Source organism: Salinigranum salinum, from assembly GCF_009176545.1.
In the GTDB taxonomy this organism is placed as follows: domain Archaea; phylum Halobacteriota; class Halobacteria; order Halobacteriales; family Haloferacaceae; genus Salinigranum; species Salinigranum salinum.
Window position 1 is genome coordinate 525,061 of sequence record NZ_VTOJ01000001.1, and the last position, 19,567, is coordinate 544,627.

A 19,567-nucleotide genomic window follows, 5' to 3' on the forward strand; every position below is an offset into this window, starting at 1 on the left:
TCTTTGTGGCGGAAGCAGTGATACCGAGCGACTGATCGGTATTTGATTGCTCGACCGGGTCACCTCAGTCGAATCGGGTCGTCGCTGTCTCGCACCGTCACGCGAACCTCGTCGCCGACAGCGAACTCGCGGTCCGGACAGACGAGCTTCGCACCGAACTCAGGGTCGCGGGCGGCGAACAGCGAGAGTCCCGTGATTCGCTCGCCGTTCGCCAGTACGTTCACGTCGCGCCACGCCACGTCGCGACCCGTCGCATCGCCTATCGGGTGACCGAGGAACGACACCGGCCGGAGCGGGTCGCCCGCACCCGCACCGCGAGTGAGGAGTCCGCCGCCCGCGTAGTGACCGAACCCGCCGTCAAGGACGCACCCGTCGTCGGTGGCGACGCCCGCGAACGCCTCGCCCGGTGTGGGGTGGGCGGGTGCGTCGAGCACGACGTACGTCTCCCCCGCCTCGACGACGGTTCCGGTGCCGTCCCACGCGAGCGGTGTCGGCACGACTGGGAGCGACAGCGGGAGCGATCCCGACGCTCGCTGGAGGTTCTGTGTCGGCCTCCGAAAGCCGAGGTGGACGTGGTTGTCGACCCACGGGGCGAAGAAGCCCGATCTGACCAGCTCCCCCAACGAGTCGCCGACAGCGACCCAGTCGCCCGGTTCGACCGCGGGGTCGACGTGGAGGACGCGCGCGACCACCCGATCGAGGCCCGTCTCCGCACACCACGCCTCGTCGCAGTCGACGAGGATCAGGTGGTCGTGTTCGACCGCGTACGGTTTCTCGGGCGTGCGGACGGTCCGGGTGGCGAGCACCTCGCCGGCGACGGGCGAGAGCCCCTCGTTCGAGTCGGGGTAGAGGTCGATCGCGTGCCCGCGGTCGTGCGCCGGGTACGGCGAGTTGTACAGCGAGAGCCGACGGAAGGGGACGAGCGACGCGGACGGGAGGGTGACCCGGCTTCGCCCGCCGTCCGTCTCCGACGCGGGTCTCATCACCTGCTCCAGGGACGACAGGGGTATGAGTGCGTCGGCTCCCACGTCGCCTCGACTGTCCGGACGCACCGTCTCGACCGTCCGGACGCGTCGCTCCGACCGCGGTTCGACCCAGAGCCACCACAAACCCGATACCGTCGCTGGTCGACATCCACCTATGCGCCGCAGAACCGCCCTCGCGACGGCGGGTGGCGTGCTGACGGGCATCGCCGGCTGTGTCGACGCGCCCGGTCGCGGCTCGCAGGTGTCGACTGGAGAGACGCAGACGTCGACCCCGGCCGACCACCCGCCGACCGGCACGTGGCCACAGGTCGCCTACGACGCCCGGAACACGCGCCACACGCCCGACGCACGCGGCCCCCGTGACGACGCGACCGTCGCGTGGCGTGCGCTCGGTGACCGTCCCGTCTATCCCCCCGTCGTCGACGACGATCTCTTCCTCACGGAGGCGTGGACCGACGGAGCCGCGTTCGCGCTGGCGTCCGCGGACGGGTCGGAACGGTGGTCCAACGGCGACCTCCCGCCGATGCGCTGGGCGCCGGCCCTCCACGCGGATCGGCTGTTCGTCCTCACTCGTACGAGCGAGAACGTGGTTCGCCTCCACGCGCTCGACGCCACTACCGGCCGGGAGGCGTGGGTCCGCGAGGACGGAGTCACGGCCGCCAGCGGCGAACACCCACCGACCGGCCCGACCGTCCACGATGGCTCCGTCTACGTCGCCGCCAACCGTGGGGTGCTCGCGTGCGAGGCCGCCACGGGCGAGATCGAGTGGGACGCCACGCTCGGCCCGCACGTCGTCGCGACCGAGGACGGTCCGACGTGGCGGACCGACTGGGCGCGACCGGCGGTCACTGCCGACCGCGTCCTCACGTTCGACACGAACGAGAGCTACCGGGCGACCCGGGAGGTGTACGCGGTCGACCGGGCGACGGGTCGTCGCGAGTGGACGGCCGAACTCGACGTCGGGGATGGCTGGTCGCTCACGGGCCACGTCGTCGCCGGCCCCGATCGCGTCTTCGTCACGGCGATCGACCCCTTCGCCAGCATGGGGGACTCGGTCCGCCCGGGGAACGCCCGCCTGTTCGCGCTCGAAGCCGAAACCGGCGCGATCGCGTGGGACTGGACCGTGTCCGAACGAACGCTCACGGTCCCGGCGTACGCCGACGGGACCCTCTACGTCGGCGCGTGGGAACACGACGCCGACAGCCAGCGCCTCCACGCCCTCGACGCGACCGACGGGAGCCGACGGTGGACGTACCGTGCGCCCGAAGCCGTCCGCACTCCGACCGTCGCCGGCGACACCCTCTACGTCGGCCAGGGGCGGGAGCTCGCCGCGGTCGACGCGACGGACGGGACCCGGCGCTGGCGACTGCCGATCGGCGCGCACGTCGCCCCGCCGGTCGTCGTCGACGACACCGCGTACGTCCAGACGAACCCCGGCCACAACGACGACAGCGCGGTCGTCGCGGTCCGGGAGCCGTGAGTGCGCCGACCGAAGACACCGTTACGTGCCTCCACCCCTTCCGCGGCAGTATGCGACTGGTCAGAGGCCGCGCGGGGACGCTCGCCGCCGACCGCGCCGCGACGACGGCGATGCTGACTCGCGCGGGCGAGACGGGCGAGGCGGCGTTCCGGGCGTGGACGCCACATCGCCAGGTGGCGTTCGGTCGGCTCGACGCACGGACCGACGGCTACGAGGCGGCGCGTCGAGCGGCCCAACGGCGAGCGTACGGGGTCGTCGAGCGGAGCGTCGGCGGACGGGCGGTCGCCTACACGGGGACGACGGTCGCGTTCGCCCACGCGCTCCCGCTGGCGGACCCCCGCCGCGGGCTCACGGAGCGGTACGAGAGTGGAGTCGACGGCGTTCGTACTGCCCTCTCCGAACTCGGCGTCGACGCCGCGCCGGGCGAACCGTCGGAATCGTTCTGCCCCGGTGATCACTCGGTGCAGCTCGGTGGCGACCGCGCGGGGAAGGTCGCGGGCATCGCCCAGCGGATCCAGTCCGACGCGGCGCTCGTCGCTGGCTGCGTCCTTGTCGACGACCGGGCGGCGCTCGTCGACGTCCTCGACGCCGTGTACGAGGCGCTGGCCGTCCCGTTCGATCCGGCGTCGGTCGCGACCGTCGCCGACGCCGGGGACCCGACCGACCCCGCGGCGGTCTGTCGGGCGCTCGAACGGGCCTTCGTCGGCGACCCCGCCGACGAGCGGGTTCGCGTCGAAGCCGTGGCCGAACTCGTGACCGCGGCCGACGTCGAACCGATCGATCCCGACGCGGCCGATGTCGAACCAACCGACCCCGATGCGGCCGATCCCAAGACGGCCGACTCCGATGCGGCCGATCCCGAGACGGCCGGCTCCGGTTCCGCGTCGACCGACGTCGACCACGAGCTTTAGCACCCGCCTCCGCGACGAAGAGGTATGCTCATCCGAAACGCGGTGCTCGCCGACGGCCGTCGCCGTGACGTACGCATCGAGGGCGAGCGGATCGCGGACGTCGCCGACGCGGGGTCGCTCGACAGTGGCGACGACCGGGTCGTCGCGGCCGACGGGCGACTGCTCCTCCCCGGCTGCATCGACGTCCACGTCCACTTCCGCCAGCCGGGTCACGCACACAAGGAGACCTGGGCGACCGGCTCGCGGAGCGCGGCCGCCGGCGGCGTCACCACCGTCGTCGACCAGCCGAACACGACCCCGCCGACGACGACCGGCACGGCGTTCGACGAGAAGGCGACCCTCGCGGCCGACTCGCTCGTCGACTACGGCATCAACGGTGGCGTCACCGAGGCGTGGGATCCCGACACGCTCCTCGAGCGACCACTGTTCGCGCTCGGCGAGGTGTTCCTCGCGGACTCGACGGGCGACATGGGTATCGACGCGGACCCGTTCGCCGACGCGGTCGCCCGCGCCGCCGACGCGGGCGTCCCCGTCACGGTCCACGCCGAGGACGCCTCGCTGTTCGACGACGGCGTCTACGGCAGCGACGCCGGGGGCGTCGGCCGCGACGCCGACGCCGACCGCTGGAGCGCGTTTCGGACCGCCGAGGCGGAGGCGGCGGCGGTCGAACGTGCGGTCGCCGTCGCGGGTGACACCGGTGCGCAACTCCACATCGCCCACACCTCGACGCCCGAAGGGGTCGATACGGCGGCGGCCGCGGGCGCGACCTGCGAGGTGACGCCACACCACCTCTTCCTGTCGCGTGAGGATCTCGACGACCTGGGTACCTACGGGAGAATGAACCCGCCCCTGCGGGACGAAGCGCGCCGAGCGGCCGTCTTCGAGCGCGTCGCCGACGGCACGGTCGACGTGCTCGCCACGGACCACGCACCGCACACGGTCGACGAGAAAGAACAGGGGCTGTGGGACGCACCCAGCGGCGTCCCGGGCGTCGAGACGATGCTCCCGCTGCTCCTCGAAGCGGCACGCCAGGGGCACTGGTCGTACGAGCGGGTGCGAGACCTCACGGCGCGGAACCCCGCCCGGATCTTCGACCTCCCGCGGAAGGGCCGGATCGAACGAGACGCCGACGCCGACCTCGTCCTCGTCGACCCCGACCGCCCACGGGAGATCAGGGGCGAGGCGCTCCACTCGAAGTGCGGGTGGACGCCGTTCGAGGGCTGGACGGGCGTGTTCCCCGACCTGACGCTCGTCCGTGGCCACGTCGTCTACGACGGTCGGGGTGAGAGAGAGACGTTCGGGGACGCGGTCGGTCAGAACGTGCGGACGTAGTCGTCCCGACCGCTGCTCTCACGCTCACCGGCGAACGTCCCAACGAGCTCCACCTTCTCTATCGCTGTTTTCAGGAGCGAGAAACCGTCGTCCTCAACGATCTCCCGGACCGTCTCACCCCGGCACCGGTCCCGGAGCGGTCGTGCGTGGCGGAGACGTCGCTGGACGGGGTTCTACACCGGGTGATCACCCCGCTGCGACTCGCGCGTTCCCGCGCGACTTTACCACACCACCCACGCCGACTCCCGGTCCGGTACGTCCTCCGCCGGTCGGCGTCGGCCGGCACTGCGGATCCACGCGGGGGCACAGTCGCCACGAACAGTATAACTCGTCGACAAGTATGTGCGGTATGGTAGCATATCCGTAGTATTATTTGTAGGGCCATTGAAAACAACGGTATTATGACAGGACTGCAGTACCCGTCGAACTACGTCTCGACGCTCCACGTCGCCCGGCCCACTCTCGGAGTCGAACTGCCCGAAAACGCCTCAGCCCGCCGGATCGACGAGATCAGAAGCGCGCTCGGGGCCGCCCGCGACGCCTACGCCGCCGGGGAGTACCGACGGTCGATCGACCGGTACGAACGTGCCCGGTCCCTGACGTTCGAGCTCGTCGATCCGCGTGATTCGGCTCCCTGGTACGTCGGGTACGACGACCTCGACCTCCCGATGGGTCGGGACGTGGAACTCGCGATCATGGACAGTGGCCTCCAGCTGGCCGAGGACATCCGTCTGTTGGACCAGACGGCGGGTTCCCCGGCGATCGCTCCGGAGACGAAGCTCTCCTCGGACACTCTCGACCTCGAGACCGTCGGATTCCGCGGGCAGGACCCGTCGATCGCGGACCTCAACGTGGACATCCAGGCGGGACTCGAGAAGCTGAACGAGGGGGCGGTCGGTAGCTCGATCGAGCGATTCCGCGGGGTGCTGTCCCGACTGGAGAACCCGACCACCGCCGCGGAGAAGGAGACGGCCGCGACTGCCGCGCTGAACCTCAGCACCGCGCTGGCGATGGCGAACGACGACCAGGGGGCCGACGAGGCGGCCGCCCGCGCCGAGGAACTGTTCTCGCAGACGAACGACGATGTCGGACTCTCGCAGGCCCGGCACAATCGCGGGGCAGCACTGTCACGGCTGGAACGGGGCCGTGCGGCCGAGGAGCAGTTCGAGGCTGCGGCGAACGTGTACGCCCGCGCGCTCGACACCGGCGGTGGCAGCAGCGGTGGCGGTGGTCGTGGTAGTGGCAGCGAACGTGGACGCAGCGGCACGGGCAGTAGTCAGCCGATCGGTGGCTCCGTTCCGACCCCCGAAGGTGTGTTCACCATGCCGAACCTCACCCCGATGAGCGGGTCGCTCCCCGGCGGGACGACCGGCCCGCAGGAACGCGGCCCGTCGTCGTCGCTGCGCGTCGATCCGGGGACGATCCTGCCGTCCACGGACCCCTCGACACTCACGTTCGTCGAGGAACGCGACCCGGAACGTCTCAACATCCGCTGGCCCGAGGGAGGGGTCGCCGGCGTCCCGGTGCCACGGGACGGCGACGCCGACTCCTGGGAGCTGGCGGTGCCCGCGGGGCAGGGGATCCAGACGTTCACCTGGACGGGCGGCAAACGCCCCGACGCGGCCGAGGCGATGGAGACGCTCCTGGGACCGCGCGTCGAGACGTCGACGCTCGACGACCTCCGCATGTGGCCCGAGCACCCCGCGAGCCAGTCGCTGTACCTCACGCACGTCTACGCGTTCGCAGTCCCGGTCGGGCTCGGCGACTGTCACCGACAGCTCGGCGAGTACGCCCGGGCCGAAGCGTACTACCTGAAGGCGGCGGACTATCGGTACCTCAACCGCGAACTGGAGGCGACGAACCTCTGGGGGAAGCTGGCGAAGAACGTCCAGCAGTGGGGCGACTCGATCTACCGCGAGGACGACCTCGAGGGGGCGATGGAGGTCTACCGGAAGCTCCTCGCGAGCGACGGGACGACGCCCGACACCCCGCTCTACCAGCGGGATGCGTTCGAGAAGCCGAGAGCGCAGGCGACGACCGTCGTCGAGAACCTCGACGATCCGGGATCGATCGACGTCGATCCCTCGATCGCCTCCCCGATCCTGACGGTGTGGGCACGCTGGCAGTACCTCAACGCCGGGCTGGACTTCTACGGGACGACGTTCCTCCCGACGTACACGTTCGAGTACCTCCGACGCGTGGCGCGGACGCTCGCGAAGCAGGGCATCCAGGCCGAGCGGTCGTACGTCGAGTTCGCGTCCCGGGCCGAACAGGAGGAGGCGAGGCGGCGCGAGCTCGAACAGACCGCGGAGATGGCGGAGAAGAAGGCCGACGTCGCGCGCGAACGGCACCAGGCGAGTGAGGACGAGACCGACGTCTACGAATCGTCCAGAGATCTCGCCGAAACCCGGCTCCGGAACGCGAAGGACGAACGCAACCACTACCGGTCGGCCGGCTGGTGGCAGTACCGGACCGAGTCCGCCCGTGCGGCGGGTCGGGACGACTGGCGAGAGGGGAAGATCCGGGACCTGGCGCAGAAGTTCGAGGACGGCGAGACCATCTCGGGTTCGCCCGGCAAGCTGAACGCCGCGATGGCCTACCTCGGCGGGAAGAAGTCCTACGAGTACCAGCTGGAACGGCTCGAAAACGACGCGGAGGAGCTCCGCGAATCCAGACAGATCGCCGAAGACCGCCTGGACGTCGCGAGACACCGCCAGGAGGCCGCACGCCTCGAGCGGGAAGCAGCCGAGACACGCGTCGACCTCGCGCGGGACGCGATCCGTGCGTTCGAGAACGAGACGTTCACGCCCGAGGTGTGGGCGCACATGGCGGAGTTCATGCGTGACCTCGCACGCACCTACCACGACCGGGCAGTCGAGGTCGCGAAACTGATGGAGCGGGCGTACAACTTCGAGAACGACACGGACCACTCCATCATCAGCTCGGACTACGGGATCGGCGACCAGGGTGGCCTACTCGGCTCGGACGCGCTCCTGTCGGACATCGACGCGTTCTCCCACCGGCTCGTCACGGAGACGGGCGGGAAGGCCTCGCGGCTGAAGGACGTCGTCTCGCTCGCAAACGACTACCCGTTCCAGTTCCACCAGTTCCAGCAGACCGGCGAGCTGTCGTTCGAGACGATGCTGTACGACTTCGACCGTCGCCATCCGGGATTCTACGGGCAACGGGTACAGGCCGTCGAGCTCGAGATCGCCGGGCTCGTGCCGTCGTCGGGCGTCCAGGGCACGCTTCGCAGTGGCGGATTCTCGCGCTACCGGACGGCCGACGGCGGGGCTGACGTGCGCGTCCACAGCGCCGACACGCTCGCGCTCTCGGAGTACGAGGAGCTCGAGGACCGGTTCGTGTTCCGCACGGATCCCGAGGAGTACGGGCTCTTCGAGGGGCACGGCGTCGCGACGACGTGGCACATCGACCTCCCGCAGCGGGCGAACAACTTCGACTTCCGTCGCATCCGCGACGTCCGGCTCGTCGTCTACTACGAGGCACAGTACGACGCCGACCTGGCGGAGTCGGTCGAGTCGCGCGAGCCGCTTCCGGGCGAGTTGACCGCAGCGAGGGACTTCCAGCCCCGGTACGACTTCCCGGAGTCGTGGTACGCGATGCTCGACGACCGCGAACTGACGTACGAGCTCACGGCGGCCCACCTCCCCAGAACTCAGGAGGGGTTCACCCTGAAACGGCTGTCGGTCGTCCTCGAGACGGCGGCCGACGTGGCCGCGTCCGACGTCGACCTGACGGTGACTCTCCCGGGACAGCAGCCGGTGACCGTGACGACGGACGCCGACGGTCGGGTCGACGCGGCGAACACGTCGCTTTCCGAGGCGCTCGGTGGCGACGTGCTCGGCACGTGGTCGCTCGTGGTCGAACCGCCGGACGGGAGTGAGCTGGCCGACGACGGGGGTGGACTCGATCCCGACGCCATCGACCAGGTGCTCGTCCTGACCGAGTACGGCTTCCAGTATCCGGGGTAACGATGGAGGCAACGTCTGGTGTCCTCGGCGAGGTCGTCTCGCTCCCCGAGGGCGGTGGCGAGATCCGTGGCCTGGGGGAGCGCTTCCAGCCCGACCTGCTGCGGGGGACGGGAAACTACTCGGTTCCGATCGAGGTGCCCGACAGTCCAACTGGTCCCAAACCGGACCTCTCCCTGGAGTACTCGACGGGGACGGGCAACGGCGTGCTCGGGATGGGCTGGTCGATCGCGGGCACGATGGCGGTGAGCCGACGGACGGACGACGGCGTCCCGCAGTACGACGGCACCGACGAGTTCGTCCTGGGAGGTTCGGTGCTCGTCCCCGTCGGGGACGGTCGGTACCGCCCGCGGAGCGACGAGGAGGCCCGTCACATCAGCCGCGGCGACGGCGGCTGGATCGTGCGAACGAAGCAGGGCGACCGCTTCGAACTCGGGACGACGGCGGGTAGCCGGGTCACCGACGACGACGGCAGCCGGACGCTCTCGTGGCGACTCGCCGAGCACACGGACCCGGCCGGGAACACGATCACGTACGAGTACGAGACGGACGGGAACGCCGCCTATCTCTCGGCCGTCTCGTGGGGAATCTACCGGGTCACGTTCGAGTACGAGCCGCGCCCGGACGTCCTCCGGGCCGGCCGGGGCGGGTTCGAGGTCCGGACCGCCCGACGGTGTTCGGCAATCGACCTCCAGAGCGATGCGCTCGATCAGCCGACCATCGCGCGCTGGGAGTTCGGGTACGAACAGGCCGACGGTTCGGGCGTCTCGCTCCTGACGAAGATCGAACAGACGGGAACGGGGCCGGACGGCGAGCGGGAGACGCTCCCCCCGGTGACGATGTCCTACACCGGCCACGACGCCGACGCCGCCAGATACGAGCGCGTCTCGTCACGTGACGGCCTGCCACCGCTCGACGACCCGTCGACGACGCTCGTCGACATGACCGGCGACGGTCTCCCCGACCTTCTCGAGACGGCGGACGACGGGCACTACGTCTGGCCGAATCGGGGCAACGGGACGTTCGGCACGCGTCGGTCTGTCCCGATCCAGCCGTACGGGATGCAACTCGGCCAGCGTGGCGTCTCGCTCGGCGATCTCGACGGCGACGGCGCCGTGGACCTCTTCCGGACGACCCGTGGCATCGGGACGATCGTCCGGAACGCGGGCGACGGCTCGTGGGTCGAGCGGCCGACCGTCTACGCGGAGACGGTGCCGCTGGACCTCTCGGCGACGGACTCCCGCGTGACCGACCTGGACGGCGACCGCTGCGTCGACCTCCTCCAGTCCGGCCCCGGCGGGTACACGCTCTCGTACAACCGAGAGGGCGAGGGGTGGTCGCGGCCCCAGGCCGTCTCGAAGTACGGCGAGGCGGGACCCCTCCCGACCGTCGATCTCGGCTCCGAACTCGTGTACGTCGCGGACTTCACGGGCGACGGGCTCTCTGACGTCGCCGTCGTCGAGTCGGGACACGTCGCGTACTGGCCACACTACGGCCGGGGCATCTGGGGTAACCGCGTCGAGATGACGCATCCGCCGTCGATGCCCGGAGGGTTCGACCACGAGCGCCTGTTCCTCGCGGATCTCGACCGCGACGGCACCACCGACCTCCTGTACGTCGACGGCGACACGGTCTACTACTGGCTGAACCGGACGGGTGCGGGCTGGAGCGAGCGGTTCGAGGTGCCGTTCGTGCCCCCGCCGAACGTGGACGCGCTGCATCTGACGGACCTGAACGGGACCGGGACGCGCGGCCTGGTCTGGAGCGCGACCGACGGCGCGGCCGGCGGCACGTCGCTCCGTCACCTCGACCTCCGGGGGGAGACCAAGCCGTACCTGCTCGCCGAGATCGACGACGGCACCGGACTCCGGACCGAGATCCAGTACACGACCACGACCGCGGCCCGCGTGGCGGACCGCGAGGCAGGCGACGAGTGGGACTCCTACCTGCCGTTCCCCGTCCAGGTCGTGGACGCGTACGTCGAGACCGACACGGTCACAGACACCGTCCGCCGCACGACGCTCCGGTACCACCGCGGCCACTACGACGCCGCGGCCGGCGAGTTCCGCGGGTTCGAGCGCGTCGAACTCGGGATCGTCGGCGACGACCACGCGCCGACGGTCGAGCAGGTGACCACCTTCGAGCAGGGCGACCCGGTCGATCCCGCGCCGTCAGCCGGCCAGTCCCCGGAGGAGCGTGCGGCGGCGCGGGCGCTCCACGGCCGGCCGCTCACGACGGAGACGTACGAGATCGCCGCCGATGGCACGCGCACGCGCACCCGGAGCGCGACGATGTCGTACCGTGCCCGGCTGGCGTTCGTCGATGGCGACCGGTTCGTCCACGTCCCCGAGCGAACGCGCACCGAGACCCGGATCCACGCGCCGGGTGAACCCGACCGGATCGACGTCGCCGAGTACGAGTACGACGAGTACCGGAACGTGACACGGCGCGTCCGTCGTAGTCGCTTCGACGACCAGCCCGCGGGCGAGGCGGCCGTCAGCGACCGCCGCATGCGCTACGTCGACAACGAGGCGGACTGGCTGGTGGGACTGCGGGCGAGCGAGACGGTCCGCGACGGCGACGGCCGGCTGCACGCACACACCCGTCGGTTCTACGACGGCGAGGCGTTCCACGGGCTACCGGCGGGCGAGGCGACGAGCGGTCTCCTCACGCGGAAACAGGAACTGGTGCTCGCCGACTGGGCGCTCCCCGACGGGTACGCCGACGAGATCGACCCGTCGTGGGGGCTCACGCACGAAGGCGAGGGATACTACCGGGAGGCGACCGCGGTCGAGTTCGACGACGCAGGCCGAACGGTCGGGATTCGGGAGTCGCTCGGGGTCGAACACCGGATCGAGTACGACGACGAGGGCTTCCCGACGCGGCTGCTCCAGGCCGTCGGTACGGCCGACGAGGGCACGGTCTCGGCGACGTACGACCGGCGGACCGGCCAGCCGACCTCCATCGAGTATCCCGAGGGCGCCGCCGCACGCTACGACTACTCCCCGCTCGGCCGCCTCCGCGCGAAACACGAGACCACGAGCGACGGCAGCCTGGCGTTGACCGGTGCCTTCACCGTCGACTACGGCGATCCGACGGCGTCGCCGCCGCAGCCACCGAGCGCGACGAGCTACGAGCCACGCGAGGCGGGCTGGGCGACCGACGACCTGCTCGACGTGGACGCCGCGACGCTGTCGGGTGTCGACGTCGCCCAGGAGTTCTACGACGGTCGGGGCAACCGCCTCCAGCAGGTCCGGACCGGAAACGTCGCCGCCGACGGCTCGACGCGGTGGATCGTCGGTCGCCGCAGCACGTACACCGTCCGCGGCGAGACTGGCTTCGAGTACCCGAACGCGTTCGTCGACACGCTCGAGTATCACCCGGACCTGCCGACCGACGGCGAGACCGCGTACCACTACGACAGTACGGACTCGCTCACTCGCGTCGAGCGGGCCGACGGGACTGCCGTCCGGATCGAGCGGTACCCCGACCGTATCGAGCGCTGGGAGCCCGGTGTGTCGACGAGCGACCCGCCGATCGTCGAGCGGCTGACCGCCCGCGGCGACCTCGCCGGCGTCGAACGCCCGACCGGTGACGGGGACGTGAACGTCACGACGTACGACCGGGACCTCCGGGGACGCATCGTCTCGATCACGGACGCGACCGGCCGCGTCGCCACCGAGTACACGTACGCCGGCTCCCCGAACCCGATCCGGATCGACCACGCAGACGCCGGCCGACGCACGTTCTGGTACGACGCCGCCGACAACCGGCGGCTCCGCACGGACTCCCTCGGACACCGCCTGTCGATGCGGTACGACGACCAGGGGCGTCTCGTCGAGGCGGTGGACGAGACCGATCCGGCCGAGCCGACGACCGTCCGGACGAAGACGTACGACGGGACGCGACTCGTCGAGACGACCGACGGGGACGTCACCGTCTCGTTCGGGTACGACGCCGCCGGTCGCCGGACGGAACGGACCGTCAGCGCGGGCGACGATCCCGAACTCGCGGTCGGACGCGAGTTCACCGTGCAGGGCGACCTCGCCGCGATCACGTACCCCGACGGGACCCGGGTGGCGTACGACTACGGCGACCACGGGTCACCAGTCTCCGCCTCCGGGTTCGTCGACCGCGTGACGTACGACGCCCACGAGCGGCCGACCGAGGTCCAGTTCGCCGGGAGCGCGTCGACGAGCTACACGTACGACCACGTCGAGCAGGACATGACCGCGGCCACGCTCACCGACGGGAGCGGGAACACGCTCCGGTCGCTCGACTACGAGTACGACGCCGGCGGGAACGTGACCGCGATCACGGACGACCTCGGCGGTGAGACGCTCGACCGTCGGTTCGAGTACGACCGGTTGTTCCGGCTCACTGCCGCCGAACAGCGCCGTGGCGACCCCGGTGGCGAGCCGGACCGCCGCGACGAGTACGCCTACACCCCGACCGGCGACCTCACGCGGAACGACGAGTCGATGGACGGTCCGATGCGGTACGCCGACGCGGACCACGCCGGTCGGCTCACGGCGTTCACGCGCGCCGGCGACGGGAGTCCCACCTCCGTGTCGTACGACGCCGGCGGCCGGGTGACGGGCTACGGCGACCTGCAGTCGCTGGAGTACGACATCTGGGACCGGCTCGTCGCAGCCGAACGCGCCGACGGAACGGCCGTGACGTTCGACTACGACGCCGACGGGAACCGCGTCTCGAAGACCGTGACCGAGGACACCGAAACCCGGACGACGACGTACGTCGGCGACCGCTACCGGACGGGTCCCGACGGCGAGCGGCTCACGATCACCATCGGAGAGCTCACCGTCGCCGTGCGGACCACCCCCGCCGGCGACGACGACTCCCGGACGGCACACGTGCTCACTGACCATCTCGGGTCGATCGTCGCGGCGTGTGACCCGACCGGGACCGTCGTCCACCAGCAGGTGTACTCGCCGTTCGGCCGCCGGCTCCGACCAAACGGTGAGCACGACCGGTACATCGGGCTAGATGCCGACGACGGCCTCGGCCTCACGCAGTTCGGAGACCGGTACTACGCGCCCGAGCTCGGGCGATTCATCACGCCGGACTGGTTCATCATCGAGAACCCACAGCCCGCGATCGGACATCCACAGGGGCTGAACGCGTACAGCTACGCTGTGAACAACCCGATGCGGTTCAGGGACCCGACGGGGAAGTTCGCGTTCCTCGCCGCGGTCGCGATCGGCGCGGCCGCCGGCTTCGCCGTCGGGTTCGTCGGCGGCACCGTCTACGGCCTGAGCCAGGGCGACAGCCTCGGACAGAGCATGCTCCGTGGGCTCGAAGCCGGGTTGCTCGGCGTCGCCGGCGGCGCGCTCGGCGCCGCGACCGGTGGCCTCGTCTTCGGCGTCCTCGGGTTCCCCGCAGGCGTCGGCGCCGCGATCGGTGGGGTCTTCGGCGCGCTGAACGGGTACATCAGCGGCGCCACACAGATCTACCGCTGGAGCGACGGCTCCGGGTTCGCCGACTTCCTCTCCGATTCGACGTGGGGGCTCGTCGGCACCTCGCTCGGCGTGATGGTCCACCTGGTCAACTGGACGTTCTACGGTGGTGGGAACTACGCCGCGGCTGACAGCCACCGGTCGAACCACCACATCTACGACGGCGGGGTCGCGGTCAAGAGCGACTACGCGTTCACCCAGGGGAACGTGATCAGCAACCTCCAGGGGAACCGCGGCGACCTCTATCGGCACGAACAGCTCCACGTGATGCAGAGCCGGGTGTTCGGCCCGGTGTTCCAGGGCGTCTACGCCGGCTGGCTGGTCGCCGGTGCCGCCGTCGGCTTCGGAATCGGTCTGTTCACCGATCAGGACCTCGGTCAGGACATCGAGGACGTGGCCTACTTCAACAACCCCTGGGAGACGTGGGCGTATTCGCAGGAGGGGCCACGGTTCGGCAGCGGGCGCGAGCCGTGGGGCGATCTGGCCTGGCTCTGAGGCCCGCCCCGGACGAACCGTTGCACTCCCCGGTTAACGTCGACGAACGCTGGATTCGTGTAGCGGTCGCGGAACGTCTCGGCGAGCGCGTTCGAGCGAAGCGTCACCTCGCCACCGACGACCCGGCCGGGGTCGTCGACCAGTCCCATGGCCGACAGCGCCGTCACGCTCTTGCCGCTCCCGGACTCGCCGGCGAGTCCGACGGTCTCGCCCTCGTCGATGTCGAGTGAGACGCCGTCGACTGCCTTGACCTGGCCCCGTTCGGTCGAAAACTGCGTCCTGAGATCGGACAGCGAGAGTACGGGGGGCATCCCCTCTATGTCGATACCTGCGACGGAACTAGTTTTGACTCGTCGAACGTGCGAGTGAAACAAACGCTTATTTGCCGGCGTCGTCCGAAGGTGGCCGTATGAACGGACACAGGTCGGGAGACGTCGGCGGCGGTGCGGACCACCCCCTCGCCGGCGCCGTCGACCGCTGGGAGGCGGTCCTCGACGACATGGAAGCGACCGCCGCGGACTATCGAGACGAGGGCTGGACCGTCGTCGAACTCCACCCGGGCGACGTCACCCCGCTCCCGCCAGCGACGGGGGGCGATGCGCTCGCCGACGACCGGGTCGGCCTCGACGTCCTCGTCCCCGACAACGAGTTCGAGACGGTCGAACGCGAGGCCGAAGACGCGACGTTCGACAGCTACGACGCCTACCGCGCACAGGCCGGAAGCGTCGTCTTCGCCGTCGTCGCCGTCGAGGCCACGGCGAGCGAACTCGCCGTGTTGGTCCCGTTGTACTACCGGGCGGCCGACGCACGAGAGATGACCAGACGGACGCTGGAGCGGGGGCGAATCGACCTGTTCGTCCGACCGCTCGCCGACGACCGCCGGGTAGTGTTCAGCCAGGAGCGACCGGAACTGATTCTGCCCGAGTCCACGGACGAGTGAGTCGGCCGCCGTCCGTCTTCAGGCCGCGGCGGACACCAACTGGTCGCGGACCGCACCCTTGTCGTAGTACACCCGGTGTTCGGTGACGGTGCCGTCGGCGACTCGGACGGTCGCCATCTCGGTGAACTCGACCGTCTCACCCGTCGGTGGCATGCCCTGGAACTCCCCGTCGTGCGTCATCGTCACGTCGGCCTCGTACATGACCACGTCCCCCTCGGCGATCATCCGTCTGAGCTGGACCTCGAAGCCGGAGAACCCGTCCGTGACCGCCCGCATGAACGCCGCCAATCCGTCCCGCCCGTGGAACTCCTCGCCGTCGGGGTCGACGTGAACGAACGACTCCGAGACGAGGTCGGCGATCCGTGAGTCGTCCCCCTCGTTCCACATCTCCACGTAGGCCCGTGCGACACGTTCGGCGTCGTCGGTGTGTTCTGCCATGGTCGTCCGCACTTCGACCCACCGCCGTGTAGCGTTACGCCGTGGGAGGTCTCTCACGGCGTGAACAGCGGCCGAGTGCGGTGTCGCCGGTGGCGAGTTTTTTGTCCTGACGTGTGGTACCATATTGCATGGAAGACGCTATCGCTGAGATACAGTTCCTGGCCAACTCCTCGAACCGTATCCGGGTACTGGCGGCAGTCGCCGACGGTGCGACGACACGACGGGAGGTGGAAGTAGAGACGGGAGTTGCACGGTCGACAGTCGCCCGTGCCCTCGACGAGGCCGAGGACCGTCACTGGGTCGGCTCCGAGGGGAGTCGGTACTGGGTGACCCCAAGCGGAGAGGCCCGGCTCACGGCGTTCCGCTCTTACCTCGCGCGGACGGAAGGAATGCAGCACCTCGACGACGCCTTCGAGTGGCTCCCTGACCCCCTCCACGACCTCGACTTCCGTCACTTCCGGGACGCCGACCTGACGTACCCGACGCCGGACAACCCGACCGCGCCTCACGACCGGGCGCTCGCACTGCTCCGTGAGGCCGACACGTACCGGAGCCTCACGGAGAACGCCCCACCCGAGTATATGCGACTCACCCGCGACCGCGTGGCCGAGGGCGGCCTCACCTTCGAGGGCGTCGTCGAGCGCTCGTTCGTCGAGTCGCTCACCGACCCCGACCGGCTCACCGTCTGGCGCGACGTCGCCCACCGGACGTGGCTGTACGACGGTGACGTCCCACTCAACCTCCAGGTGGCCGACGATACGGCCCTCGTCTGGCTGTGTGGCGAGGGATCCGACGGGACCGAGACCGTCGTCCAGGGCCTCCTCGAGTCCGACGAGCCCGCCGTCGTCTCGTGGGCGTCGTCGGTCTTCGAGGAGTTCCGCGCCGAGGCGGAGCCGCTCGAACCCACGGAACTCGCCACGGCCTGACCATCCGACGACGGGGGTGTGAGCGGGCGACGGTAGGAACCGTTCCCGCACGACCACGCCGGCCGCACACCGCTGCCAGGCGTGCTAGTCGTCCGACGCCTGTGAGAGATCCTCCGCCCGGAGTTCGGAACTCGCCTCGCGGACCTCGCGCATCACGCTGGAGATGCGCTCCTCGGCACCCAACTCCTCGGCGACCGCGAGATCGACGCCCTCGACCTCGAGCAGGAACTTGGCGATCTCCGACACCTCGTACATCAGTTCGTCCAGTTCCTCGGCGGTGAAGAAGCCGCACATCGCGCCGTAGAGGAACGTCGCGCCCGATTTTCTCACCTTGTCGCGGAAGGCGTGACGCGCCTGGTTGACCGCCTGCGGGGAGTAGGTGTCGGTCATGAACGGGACGAGTTCAGGGAGGTTGTCCCCGATCTTCGTCATCTCGACGCCCGTCTCGGTCCGGAAGTCGGCACACAGCCGGGCGATCGCCCACTCGCGGGCGGTGATGTACGTCCGCTCCCGCAGGAAGTCGTTGACGCGGTCGTACTGCGCGCCGTCGACCTTCTTGAACCGTTCGTACTTGCGGACGTCTTCGGGCGGTCGGTCGGTGTCGGTCGGCTCCCGGCTCCCGGCCGCGTCCTCATCGTGCGTCTCACTGTCGGTCTCGTCGACGGACGCGTCTCCGTCGGTCGCGTCCCGGTCGTTCGCTTCGCCGTCGGCCGTGTCCCGGTCGCTCGCTTCGCCGTCGGTCGCGTCCCGGTCGTTCGCTTCGCCGTCGATCGCGTCCCCACCGGTCGCGGTCGATTCGACCGCCTCGACGTCGGACACGACCTCGCGTTCGGCTCCGTCCGCTCCCTCCGCGTCTCCCGACCTCGGCGTCGCCGTGTCCGCCTGTCGTGTCCCTTCGGCCGCCTCGTCTCTCTCCGTGAGACCATCGGCCGCTGTCTCTCGCTCCTCGCCGTTCGTCGCGGCGGGGTCGTCGCTCATGCCCTCTCGTTCCCGCGGCCGAGCGAAAAGCGTGTCGGGAGTGTCAGACGTCCGTCCGTCGGGAAGCGGACGCCACGTCCCGACTACGCCGGGTTCGTGCCCGCCAACGGGCAGTCCTATCGGCTCACCGACCACCCCCGTCGGTCGCTCGCATCCCCGCCGAGACGACCGACAGTATATCCCGTTCCGTCCCGACTCGCGACTGTGAACCCGAACCTGCCCGACGACGTGGCCGCGGCGCTCGGTCGCGCGTGGGTCGACGACGAACCGTGGTCCGTGGTGACCGCCCTCAGCCGGATCGACGGGCGACTCGGCGGTTCCGACGGCGAGCGGGCGGCGGCGTCGGTCGTCGCCGACGCGTTCGAGCGGGCGGGCGTCCGCGACGTCTCGCTCGAACGGTTCCCGACGCAGGCGTGGACGCGCGGCGAGAGTCGTCTCGAACTCCTTGAATCGGGCTCGGGGTCGTCGCCGCGAGCGTTCGACTGCGTCGCCCTCCCGTACTCACCGTCGGGCGACGTCGAGGCCGACCTCGTCGATGTCGGCCACGGGACCCCGGCCGAGACCGATGCCAGAGACGTCTCCGGTGCCGTCGTCGTCGCCTCGACGACCACGCCGGGTGAGAGCCGCTTCGTCCACCGCATGGAGAAGTACGGGAGCGCGGTCGACGCCGGTGCCGTGGGTTTCGTCTTCGTCAACCACGTCCCCGGCCAGTTGCCCCCGACGGGGAGCCTGCGGTTCGACCGCGAGGCCGAGATCCCCGCCGTCGGTGTCTCCCGCGAGACCGGTGACTGGCTGACGGACGCCGCCCGAGACGGGACCGCGAACGAAGACGCCGGGCGGGTCCGGCTCTCTGTCGAGGCACGGACCGACGCCGCGGAGAGCCAGAACGTGGTCGGCGTTCTCGGGCCCGGACCGAAGGCGGTGACCGACGACGACTCGGCTGGGGAGGGGACGACCGACGGCGACCTGCTCCTCGTGGCGCACTACGACGCCCACGACGTCGGCGAGGGCGCGCTCGACAACGCCTGTGGCGTCGCGTGCGTCGTCGGCGCGGCCCGGATCCTCGCCACGATGGACCTCCCACGCCGCGTCCGCGTCGCCGCGGTCGGCTGCGAGGAGACCGGCCTCGTCGGTGCGGAGTCCCTCGCGGCCGACGTCGACCGCGACGAGATCGCGGCGGTCGTCAACGTCGACGGCGCGGGGCGGTTCCGCGACCTCGTCGCGATGACGCACGCGTCGGCCGACAGCCGCGACGTGGCCGAGACTGTCGCCGAGGCGACAGGACATCCGATCCAGATCGAGACGGAGCCGCACCCGTTCAGCGACCAGTGGCCGTTCGTCCGCCGGGGAGTGCCGGCGCTCCAGTTACACGCCGACAGCGGCGAGCGTGGCCGTGGCTGGGGCCACACCGCGGCGGACACCCGCGACAAGGTCGACAGCCGGGTGCTCCACGAACACGCGATGCTGACCGCGTTGCTCGTCCGCGAACTCGCCGGTCGAGGGCCCGCACGTCTCGACCGCGACGCGCTCGCCGAACGGTTCCGTGCGATCGACTTCGAACCCGGCATGCGCGCGGCCGGGCTGTGGCCCGACGACTGGGACTGAGCGGGCCCAT

General features: G+C 70.3%; 10 protein-coding genes and 2 pseudogenes. 8 read left to right on the forward strand and 4 right to left on the reverse strand.

Annotation, left to right across the window (positions count from 1 at the left end):
- Nucleotides 1–59 precede the first annotated feature (59 nt).
- On the reverse strand, nt 60–983 hold the full coding sequence (locus FZP69_RS02500) for a hypothetical protein (protein WP_152039806.1): 924 nt from the start codon (nt 981–983) through the stop codon (nt 60–62).
- A 157-nt stretch (nt 984–1,140) separates the two neighbouring features.
- Between FZP69_RS02500 and FZP69_RS02505 the strand changes: the two genes are divergently transcribed.
- The 5 genes and pseudogenes from FZP69_RS02505 (at nt 1,141) to FZP69_RS02525 (ending at nt 14,670) form a co-directional block, all read left to right on the forward strand.
- Nucleotides 1,141–2,466 carry a PQQ-binding-like beta-propeller repeat protein gene (locus tag FZP69_RS02505; protein WP_152039807.1) on the forward strand — a complete coding sequence of 442 codons (1,326 nt, stop codon included), beginning with the start codon at nt 1,141–1,143 and terminating at the stop codon, nt 2,464–2,466.
- A 50-nt stretch (nt 2,467–2,516) separates the two neighbouring features.
- A pseudogene (locus FZP69_RS02510) lies at nt 2,517–3,218 on the forward strand (lipoate--protein ligase family protein); the annotation flags it as partial.
- A gap of 183 nt (nt 3,219–3,401) precedes the next feature.
- A complete protein-coding gene (locus tag FZP69_RS02515) occupies nt 3,402–4,709 on the forward strand; it encodes a dihydroorotase (protein WP_152039808.1) in 1,308 nt (435 codons plus the stop codon).
- Between the two features lie 401 nt (nt 4,710–5,110).
- Complete coding sequence (locus FZP69_RS02520; RefSeq protein ID WP_152039809.1) at nt 5,111–8,701, forward strand: Tc toxin subunit A-related protein; 3,591 nt, start codon at nt 5,111–5,113, stop codon at nt 8,699–8,701.
- A 2-nt stretch (nt 8,702–8,703) separates the two neighbouring features.
- Nucleotides 8,704–14,670: a SpvB/TcaC N-terminal domain-containing protein gene (locus tag FZP69_RS02525; protein WP_152039810.1), complete on the forward strand. Its 5,967-nt coding sequence runs from the start codon at nt 8,704–8,706 to the stop codon at nt 14,668–14,670.
- 38 nt (nt 14,671–14,708) lie between these two features.
- Here FZP69_RS02525 and FZP69_RS23190 read toward each other — a convergent pair.
- Nucleotides 14,709–14,981: pseudogene (locus FZP69_RS23190) on the reverse strand (ATP-binding cassette domain-containing protein); the annotation flags it as partial.
- 98 nt (nt 14,982–15,079) lie between these two features.
- Here FZP69_RS23190 and FZP69_RS02535 point away from each other — a divergent pair.
- Nucleotides 15,080–15,610: a DUF7529 family protein gene (locus FZP69_RS02535; RefSeq protein WP_152039812.1), complete on the forward strand. Its 531-nt coding sequence runs from the start codon at nt 15,080–15,082 to the stop codon at nt 15,608–15,610.
- Nucleotides 15,611–15,628: 18 nt separating this feature from the next.
- Here the strand turns inward: FZP69_RS02535 and FZP69_RS02540 are convergent, their stop codons facing one another.
- On the reverse strand, nt 15,629–16,048 hold the full coding sequence (locus FZP69_RS02540; protein ID WP_192918434.1) for an ester cyclase: 420 nt from the start codon (nt 16,046–16,048) through the stop codon (nt 15,629–15,631).
- Nucleotides 16,049–16,176: 128 nt separating this feature from the next.
- On the opposite strand from FZP69_RS02540, the gene FZP69_RS02545 reads away from it, so the two are divergent.
- On the forward strand, nt 16,177–16,974 hold the full coding sequence (locus FZP69_RS02545) for a helix-turn-helix transcriptional regulator (protein ID WP_152039814.1): 798 nt from the start codon (nt 16,177–16,179) through the stop codon (nt 16,972–16,974).
- Nucleotides 16,975–17,058: 84 nt separating this feature from the next.
- Here FZP69_RS02545 and FZP69_RS02550 read toward each other — a convergent pair whose 3' ends face one another.
- Nucleotides 17,059–17,952 carry a DUF5806 family protein gene (locus FZP69_RS02550; RefSeq protein ID WP_152039815.1) on the reverse strand — a complete coding sequence of 298 codons (894 nt, stop codon included), beginning with the start codon at nt 17,950–17,952 and terminating at the stop codon, nt 17,059–17,061.
- A 204-nt stretch (nt 17,953–18,156) separates the two neighbouring features.
- On the opposite strand from FZP69_RS02550, the gene FZP69_RS02555 reads away from it, so the two are divergent.
- Nucleotides 18,157–19,557, forward strand: coding sequence for a M28 family metallopeptidase (locus FZP69_RS02555; RefSeq protein WP_240137434.1), 1,401 nt, complete (start codon nt 18,157–18,159; stop codon nt 19,555–19,557).
- Nucleotides 19,558–19,567: the final 10 nt, after the last annotated feature.